The sequence below is a fragment of the uncultured Allobosea sp. genome (genome assembly GCF_945957345.1).
Taxonomy (GTDB): domain Bacteria; phylum Pseudomonadota; class Alphaproteobacteria; order Rhizobiales; family Beijerinckiaceae; genus Allobosea.
The window spans coordinates 54844-62686 of sequence record NZ_CAMFKW010000035.1; the positions used below are offsets into that span (position 1 = coordinate 54844).

Below are 7843 nucleotides of genomic sequence, written 5' to 3' on the forward strand. Positions count from 1 at the left end.
CTAATCAGACAATCTAATCACGGCTGAATTCCACGATAGCATGTGATGTCGCGAGCGAAGCCGTAAGACGACGCCGAACTTCCCCATTGCTTCCCTGTACCGATCAGCCACGAATTGATCGGTGACGGCATCGATCGAAAACTCGCAGTGGGCTTCGCCAGGAGAAGGTCGTATGAAGATAATCGCCGCAACACTTTTTCTCGCCGCAACGGCCGTCCCTTCATTCGCGCAGAATGCAGACGGAAGCCAGAATGCGCCATCGAGGACGCCTCTCCTGACCGACAGCAATTTCGAGGCCGTGTCGCCGGCGCTCGACCGCTATATTCGAGAAGCGATCCTCGGCGATCTGTGGCAGCGGCCGCAGCTGTCGCCGCGAGACCGCAGCGTCGTGACACTGGCGGTTCTGATCTCCCGCAACCAAACCGTCGAGTTGCCGTTCCATCTTCGCCGGGCCTTAGACAATGGCGTGAAGCCCCGCGAGATCTCCGAGATCATCACGCATCTCGCCTTCTATTCCGGCCTCGGAAACGCCACTTCCGTCATCCTTCTGGCGAAGGAGGCCTTCACGGAGCGCGGCATCGGCGCTGAGCAGCTTCCGGCGGCATCGCCGCAACTCCTGCCGATCGACCAGGCGGCCGAAGCGCAACGTGCCGCGGGCGTCGAGCGAAATGTCGGTCCCGTGTCGCCTGGCCTCGTGCAGTTCACCGGCGACCTCCTCTTCAAGAATCTCTGGCTGCGCCCCGATCTCGCACCGCGAGACCGCAGCCTGATCACGGTGGCAAGCCTCATCTCCAACGGGCATGTCGGCCAGATCTCGTTCCACCTCAACAAAGCCATGGACAACGGATTGACTCGCGAACAGGTAGGCGAAGTCATCGCGCATGTCGCCTTCTATGCCGGCTGGCCGAATGCTTTCTCGGCGGTTCCGGTCGTGGCCGAGGTCTTCAAGGGCCGCCCGGGCTGAGCCGGCAGCGCGATCCAGACATGCCCGGGCGACCGCCCGTGCGAGCGGCGTCGTGGTATTCTGCGATTGGCTCCTAGCCGCGTCGGGTGCGCAAGGCGTCGACCAACAACGAGAAGGCCGGCGAGGACTGGCGCCGACTTGGATAGTAGATCTGATATCCGTCCCAGGCAGGACACCAGTCCTCGAGGACACGCACGAGCTGGCCGCTTGCGATATGGGACTCGGCGATGTCTTCCGGCATATGGGCGATGCCGAGGCCGTCCACGCATGCCCTCAGAACCTGAAAGATGCTGTTGAAGATCACCCGACCCTCGACGCGAACCCGCAATTCCCGCCCGTTCTTCTCGAATTCCCAAGCATAGATCCCGCCATGCGTCGGCAGGCGCAGGGCGATGCAGGAATGCTGGGTGAGGTCCTGGGGAACCTTCGGCCTAGGGTAGCGCTCGAAATAGGAAGGCGCCGCGACGACCGCGAAACGGACATCGGGGCCAATCCGCACCGAGATCATGTCCTTGGCCACCTGTTCGCCGAGCCGGACGCCTGCATCGAAACGTTCGGCGACGATGTCGGTCAGGCCATAGTCGATGACGAGTTCCACCTTGATGTCGGGGTAATCGAGCAGGAACGTCTTCAGCTTCGGCCAAAGGATCGTCTCGATCGCATAATCGGTGGCCGTGATCCGGATCGTACCGGTCGGTTTCTCGCGTAGTTCGCTCAGCGCCTCGATCTCCGCTTCGATCTCTTCGAAGCGCGGCCCCAGGGTTTGAAGGAGCCGCTCCCCGGCTTCCGTCGGCGAGACGCTGCGCGTCGTGCGGGTCAGCAGACGAATGCCGAGCCTGGCTTCCAGATGCCGGATCGTATGGCTGAGCGCCGATTGGGAGACGCCGACCTTGGCCGCGGCTCTGGTGAAACTGCGTTCTCGCGCGACCGCCAGGAAGGCAAGGAAATCATTGACGTTGATACGCGACAAATCATGAGTCCTCCTCATATGAGGAGGCATGATTAAGTGCAGACTGGCAAGGTGCGAGCCATTCACGCTTCGCTGAAGCGATCATGTAACGGACCGCGATTGATGAGAACCTTTCATAGGCCCTTGCACGGCTGACCGGGTAGTTCACCGGAAAACCTGCGCCCAGAATGCCTGTAACGCGTGGAGTGTCCGGGAGACGGAGCTCTTCGCGAGCATCTCGCCCCGCCCGAAAGTGAGACATTCCTGATGGACGCCGTCAAACATGGAGCTCTGGCCATAAGCAGTGCGGCCGTTTCGTTCAGCGCCCTGGCGATCGTCGGGGCCCTCAGCGCCCTTGCCGCAAACGAGCGCGTGGCCTTCCCGCAAGATTATGCGGCCGGTGTCCATTACACGACCGTCAACCGGGGCAGTGTGCGCGAGGAAATATTCACGAGCCGGGAGGCGATCGAGGCCGCCAGGAACGGCATGCCTCTGCCCGACGGCACCGTCATCGCCATGGAGGACTATCGCGGCGGCAAGCTCTACCGCTATGTCGTCATGGAGAAGCGCGCCGGCTGGGGCGAGGCCTATCCGGCCAATGTCCGGGCTGGCGACTGGGAGTTTCGCGAGTTCCGGCCCGACCGGACGCCGAACCGCGACGAGGACGGCTCGCGCTGCATGAGCTGCCATCGTCCACAGGCGAGCAAGGACTTCGTATTCACCTACGATCGGATGCAGGCGGCGCGCTGATGGCGGACGGTGTCGAATGGCCACGCCGGCTTGGCTTCGTCGCGGCGGCAACTTCGCTCGTGGCGGCCTTCGCGGCATCGGCCGCTCCGATCCCGCTCTACGGCCTCTATCGCGCATCGGCGGGGCTCACCTATGGCGATCTGTCGCTGACAGCGGTCGCGTACTTTGCCGGCGCGGTGATGGCACTTCTCGTCTTCGGACGGCTGTCGAACCATCTCGGTCGTCGTCCCGTCGTCCTTCTCTCGCTCGGCTTCGCGGCGGTCGCATCCCTGATCCTTCTCGATGTCTCCATCGCAACCCCATTGGTCGTCGGAAGGGTGCTGCTGGGCCTTGCTTGTGGTCTCGCATCCAGCGCCACGGCAGCCTTCGTCGTCGACAATGCGCCCGCAAATCCGCCCTGGCTCGCGGCCGCGGTGTCGAGCAGCGCGCCGATGGTCGGGCTGACGTTGGGCGCACTCGGCTCGGGCGCTCTGGCTGAATTCGGCACGGCACCGCGGACGCTCCCTTACCTGTTCGTCATCGCCGCTCTGCTCGCCAGCGCCTGCCTGGTCGTCGCAAGCCCCGAGACGGGCTCGCTCCGTCCCGGCGTCCTGGCATCCCTGCGGCCGACCATCGGACTTCCGCGCGCAAGCCGTCGGCTGTTCCCGGTCGCAAGCTGCACCTTCGTCGCCACTTGGGCATTCGGAGGCTTCTATCAGGCGTTCGGCCCGTCGATCGCAAGCGACCAGCTCGGCTCGACGAAGCGTTGATCTCGGCGGCCGTCTTCTCGTCCCTGATGGCTCCGAGCGCGATCGGCGGGCCGCTGGCCGGACGGCTGACGCCCGCCGGCGCGCAACGGGCAGGCATGGTCGCTTTCACCATGGCGATCGTCGGCGTGCTGCTCTCGCTGCGCGCAGCAGCCGTCGTTCCCTTCCTCGCGGCGAGCGCTCTCGCCGGCGGGGCACAGGGCGCGACGCTGACCGGCAGCATCCGCGCCCTGCTTGCTGAGGCAAAGCCGGGCGAACGAGCGGGAGCCTTCGCCGTCATCTTCGCGACCTCCTACAGCGGAGCGGCGATCCCATCCTTCCTTGCCGGTCAGTTTTCGTGCGTGGCCAGCCTGCTGGAGATCGCCGGCGGCTACGGCGTCCTCGCCGTCCTGGCGACCATCGTCACGCTGATTGCCGCGCGCAATCCTGGCCGTGCAGAAGACGAGCGGGGCGACACCTGAAGCATGGTCGGTGGATGGATTTATGAGAACTCCTCATGGGCCTTTGCGAATTGCCCCGCCTAATGGTGCTCCGGCTCCTCGTTATATTGTGATCAGCTCAATGACGAAGGTGGCGGGAACGCGCGAGCGCTCGTGCCGGGAGTGGTGATCATGGATATCAAGAGAGTTGGCTCCCAGCCGTCCGGCAAGGGTCCGGATGCCTGGTTCACGGGGATCGTGCGCGTCGATCCCCTGTTCCAGGTGAACAGCCCTGCGCGTGCGGCCGGGGCGAGCGTGACGTTCGAGCCGGGAGCGCGCACGGCATGGCACACCCATCCGCTCGGACAGACCCTCATCGTGACGGCGGGGCTTGGCCGCGTGCAGCGCGAGGGCGGTCCGATCGAGGAGATCCGCCCGGGCGACGTCGTCTGGTTCCCGCCTGGAGAAAAACACTGGCACGGGGCGTCGCCGACCGTCGCCATGACGCATATCGCCATCGAGGAGCAACTCGACGGGAAGATGGTCGACTGGCTGGAGAAGGTGACGGACGCCGAATATGGCGCTTGAGGGAAGGGACGGCGGCGGCCGTTCGTATCGCGGCGGCAATGGCCTGCAATCCACGGCCTTGATCGTCGCCGCCTGCCTGACGTTGAACTCCGCTGTGGCAGAAACCCGCAGCCCGATATCCGCTACGCGGACGGTCGCTCAGGTGGGAGGCAAATGGATGACGGCGATGAAAATACGGATGACCGTCAACGGAAAGGTCGCGACCGCGACGCTGGACGACACGCCCGCCGCCCGCGACTTCGCGTCCTTGCTACCGCTGTCCCTCACCCTGACCGATTATGCCTCGACCGAGAAGGTCAGCAGCCTCCCACGACGCCTGTCGCAAGAGGATGCGCCGGCCGGCCACGATCCTGCGGCCGGCGACATCACCTACTACGCGCCATGGGGAAACCTTGCGATCTTCTATCGCGATTTCGGCTATTCGCCCAGCCTGATCAGGCTCGGAACCATCGATAGCGGAATCGAGGCGCTGCACCAGTCCGGCTCTCTCCAGACGACGATCGAGGTCGTCGCACCGCGGAGAGGCCGCTGATGACATGGGTGAAGGACGACATCGAGAAGATCGCCACGACGGATGACCTGCACATCGCGCCGTTCCGCGAGGATGGCAGGACCCATGGCACGCCGACCTGGATCTGGTCGGTCGTGGTGGACGGCGGGCTCTATGTGCGCGCCTATAATGGCCGGAATTCGCGCTGGTACAAGGCGGCGGTGAAGCAAAGGGCCGGCCGGATCGCCGCCGCCGGCATGACCAGGGATGTCGCCTTCGAGCCCGTCGACGGACCGATCGGCGGGCGCATCGACGACGCCTACAGGGCCAAATATGCCGGCAGCTCGTATCTCGGTTCGATGGTCTCGGAGCGCGCCCGCGCGGCCACCATAAGGATCATGCCGCGCGGGGACATTGAAAAGGACTGAACATGGCACAGGGTATCGAAAACAAGATCGTCGTCATCACCGGCGCCAGCAGCGGGCTGGGAGCCGAGACCGCCCGCCATCTGAAGAAAGGTGGAGCGAAGGTCGTGCTCGGCGCGCGTCGCCTCGACCGGCTCAAGGGACTCGCCAGCGAATTGGGCCTCGACGCGAAGGCGGTTCTCAAGACCGACGTTACGGATCGCGATCAGGTCAAGGCGCTCGTCGATCGCGCCATCGAGCTGCATGGCCGCATCGACGTGATCCTCAACAATGCCGGCCTGATGCCGAGCTCGATGCTTGACAAGCTTAAGATTGACGAATGGGACCAGATGGTCGACGTCAACATCAAAGGCGTGCTCTACGGCATTGCCGCGGTTCTGCCCCACATGCAGAAGCAGAAGTCCGGCCAGATCATCAACGTCTCGTCGGTGGCCGGCCACAAGGTCGGCCCGGGCGGCTCGGTCTACGCCGGCACGAAATGGGCGGTGCGGGCGATCTCGGAGGGACTGCGCCAGGAGGTCAAGCCCTGGAACATCCGCACCACGATCGTCTCCCCCGGCGCGGTCGCGACGGAGCTGACGGAGACGATCACCGACCAGGATGTCGCAGCCGGCATGAAGCAGGTCTATGAGGAGGCGATCCCGGCGAGTTCCTTCGCCCGTGTCGTGGCCTTCGCCATCAGCCAGCCCGACGACGTGGATATCAACGAAATCCTCTTCCGCCCCACCAGCCAGCTCTACTGAGCAGCGCTCGTTTCGGCGCGGAATAGCCTGTGCGGCTTGCCCATCGCAGGCGGCGTCGGCACGGATATCTTCGTAGGAGAGATCGCGTATGAAGACTCGGCTTCTGGCGGCGGCCGTGTCGCTTCTGACGATCGGCGGCTCCGCTCCCGCGCCCCTATGGGCTCAGGACGCCACGCCGATCCGCGATCGCGGCCAGCGGGGCTGGACGCACAGCGTCGTGGCCGACGAGCTGGACTATCCGTGGGACATTGTGCGCGACGGGGACCAGCTGATCCTGACCGAAAAGGCGGGCTCGATCGTCATGCTGGGAGCCGGCGGGCCGAGGCGTTTCAGGCTCGATACCTCCGTGGCGCTGCGCAACGATGGCGGCGCCGGGCTTCTCGGCATTGCGCTCGCTCCGGATTTTGCCGGAACGGGCCGCGCCTTCCTCTACTATTCCTATGCGAACGGCACGGCGCCCCTAAACCGGGTCATCGCGGCGCACTTCGATGGCAATGCTTGGCGCGAAACCGGCGTGCTCGTCGACGCCATCCCCGGTCATCGTCTCTACAACGGCGGGCGTATCGCGATCGGACCGGATGGGTACCTTTATGTGACGACGGGCTGGACGGAGAACCGCGCGCGGCCGCAGGATCTGTCCAGCCTCGCGGGCAAGGTTCTGCGGCTCGCCCTCGACGGAACGGCCCCTGCCGACAATCCCTTCGGCAGCTCGCTCGTCTACTCCTATGGCCATCGCAATCCGCAAGGGCTCGCCTGGAACGAAGCCGGAGAACTCTTCGTCGCCGAGCACGGCCAATCGGGCCTCGACGAGATCAACATCGTTCGCGCCGGCGGCAATTACGGCTGGCCGGCGATTTCCGGAGACGAGACCCGCGAGGGCATGGAGCCGCCCTTCCTGCATTCCGGCAGCGCCACATGGGCGCCCGCCGGCATCGCCTTTGCTGGCGGGGAACTGCTGCTGACGGCTCTTCAAGGTCGCGGGCTCTATGTGCTCGATCGTGCGGGCAGACGGCTGTCGCCAGTCTTCGACACCGGAGAGCGCTACCGCCACGTGCTTCCCGTTGACGGCGACCTCTATGTGATCACCACCAACCGCTCGCCGCGGGGGCAAGGACCGTCGAAGGACAGGCTGCTCAGGCTGTCCCGGCCTCGTGAGAGGCGACATGCCGCCAGCGATCCGGCAAGTCCTTCACGATGGCCGTCAGGTCGAGATGGCCCGCGGCCGAGCGGAACGTCACCTCTGTCGCGGACTGCATTGATGAAAAGACCTCATAGGTTCATGCGGGATTCCCTATCTAATCTCACGGAGTTCTCGATGATAGTTGTTTCATAAATATTCTCCGGAGATTCGAAAATTAGTGTCACGCTTGGGGTAAATAGATCTATTCCAGAAAGAATATAGTTATTTACCTTCGATAATTTCCAACTTGTTGAATTTATTTTAATTGAGTTGGGCCGACAGTAATTCATTCGCTGCCGGCAAAGAAGAGACGCTTCACGCTTTCCGTGATTTTGAAAGGAAACACGATGAAGGACAGCATCGCCGCGGCCATCGCATCTCTTGTGCTCCTGAGCGGCGTATCCGCCCATGCCCAGAGCATCCGGATCACGCCGAACGGCTCGACACCCTCGGCTATCGGGGCGCCCGCGAATTTTTCGGGCCATGTCGTCGTCGATCCGCTCTTTCCGGCGACCGACGAGACGCGCGCGACGACCTGTCAAACGGCCTGCAAAGTTGCCCCCCGATCGGCGTCCAATTTTGACCCCTT

9 protein-coding genes and 2 pseudogenes are annotated in these 7843 nt (G+C 63.9%); 10 read left to right on the top strand and 1 reads right to left on the bottom strand.

The annotated features are described in order from the left end of the window. The first annotated feature begins 121 nt into the window (after positions 1 to 121). Positions 122 to 964 carry a carboxymuconolactone decarboxylase family protein gene (locus Q0Q36_RS17315; protein ID WP_293799713.1) on the top strand — a complete coding sequence of 281 codons (843 nt, stop codon included), beginning with the start codon at positions 122 to 124 and terminating at the stop codon, positions 962 to 964. 73 nt (positions 965 to 1037) lie between these two features. On the opposite strand, the gene Q0Q36_RS17320 is transcribed toward Q0Q36_RS17315, so the two are convergent. Beyond that, positions 1038 to 1934 carry a LysR family transcriptional regulator gene (locus Q0Q36_RS17320; RefSeq protein ID WP_293799715.1) on the bottom strand — a complete coding sequence of 299 codons (897 nt, stop codon included), beginning with the start codon at positions 1932 to 1934 and terminating at the stop codon, positions 1038 to 1040. A gap of 246 nt (positions 1935 to 2180) precedes the next feature. Between Q0Q36_RS17320 and Q0Q36_RS17325 the strand changes: the two genes are divergently transcribed. The 9 genes and pseudogenes from Q0Q36_RS17325 to Q0Q36_RS17365 form a co-directional block, all read left to right on the top strand. Further along, the gene (locus tag Q0Q36_RS17325; protein WP_293799717.1) at positions 2181 to 2663 is read left to right on the top strand and encodes a cytochrome P460 family protein; all 483 of its coding nucleotides are present in this window, start codon (positions 2181 to 2183) and stop codon (positions 2661 to 2663) included. Further along, the gene (locus tag Q0Q36_RS17330) at positions 2663 to 3412 is read left to right on the top strand and encodes an MFS transporter (RefSeq protein ID WP_293799720.1); all 750 of its coding nucleotides are present in this window, start codon (positions 2663 to 2665) and stop codon (positions 3410 to 3412) included. The genes Q0Q36_RS17325 and Q0Q36_RS17330 overlap by 1 nt, the downstream gene beginning before the upstream one ends. After that, the gene (locus tag Q0Q36_RS17335) at positions 3409 to 3870 is read left to right on the top strand and encodes a hypothetical protein (protein WP_293799723.1); all 462 of its coding nucleotides are present in this window, start codon (positions 3409 to 3411) and stop codon (positions 3868 to 3870) included. Before Q0Q36_RS17330 ends, Q0Q36_RS17335 begins: the two co-directional genes overlap by 4 nt. A gap of 150 nt (positions 3871 to 4020) precedes the next feature. After that, entirely contained in the window at positions 4021 to 4416 is a 396-nt protein-coding gene (locus tag Q0Q36_RS17340) for a cupin domain-containing protein (protein ID WP_293799726.1), read from the top strand. Positions 4417 to 4474: 58 nt separating this feature from the next. Beyond that, complete coding sequence (locus Q0Q36_RS17345; RefSeq protein WP_293799729.1) at positions 4475 to 4948, top strand: cyclophilin-like fold protein; 474 nt, start codon at positions 4475 to 4477, stop codon at positions 4946 to 4948. Further along, positions 4948 to 5334: a DUF2255 family protein gene (locus Q0Q36_RS17350; RefSeq protein ID WP_293799732.1), complete on the top strand. Its 387-nt coding sequence runs from the start codon at positions 4948 to 4950 to the stop codon at positions 5332 to 5334. The genes Q0Q36_RS17345 and Q0Q36_RS17350 overlap by 1 nt, the downstream gene beginning before the upstream one ends. A 2-nt stretch (positions 5335 to 5336) precedes the next feature. Continuing rightward, on the top strand, positions 5337 to 6074 hold the full coding sequence (locus Q0Q36_RS17355) for an SDR family oxidoreductase (RefSeq protein WP_293799735.1): 738 nt from the start codon (positions 5337 to 5339) through the stop codon (positions 6072 to 6074). Between the two features lie 88 nt (positions 6075 to 6162). Then, positions 6163 to 7218: pseudogene (locus Q0Q36_RS17360) on the top strand (PQQ-dependent sugar dehydrogenase); the annotation flags it as partial. A gap of 383 nt (positions 7219 to 7601) precedes the next feature. Continuing rightward, positions 7602 to 7843: pseudogene (locus tag Q0Q36_RS17365) on the top strand (cupin domain-containing protein); the annotation flags it as partial.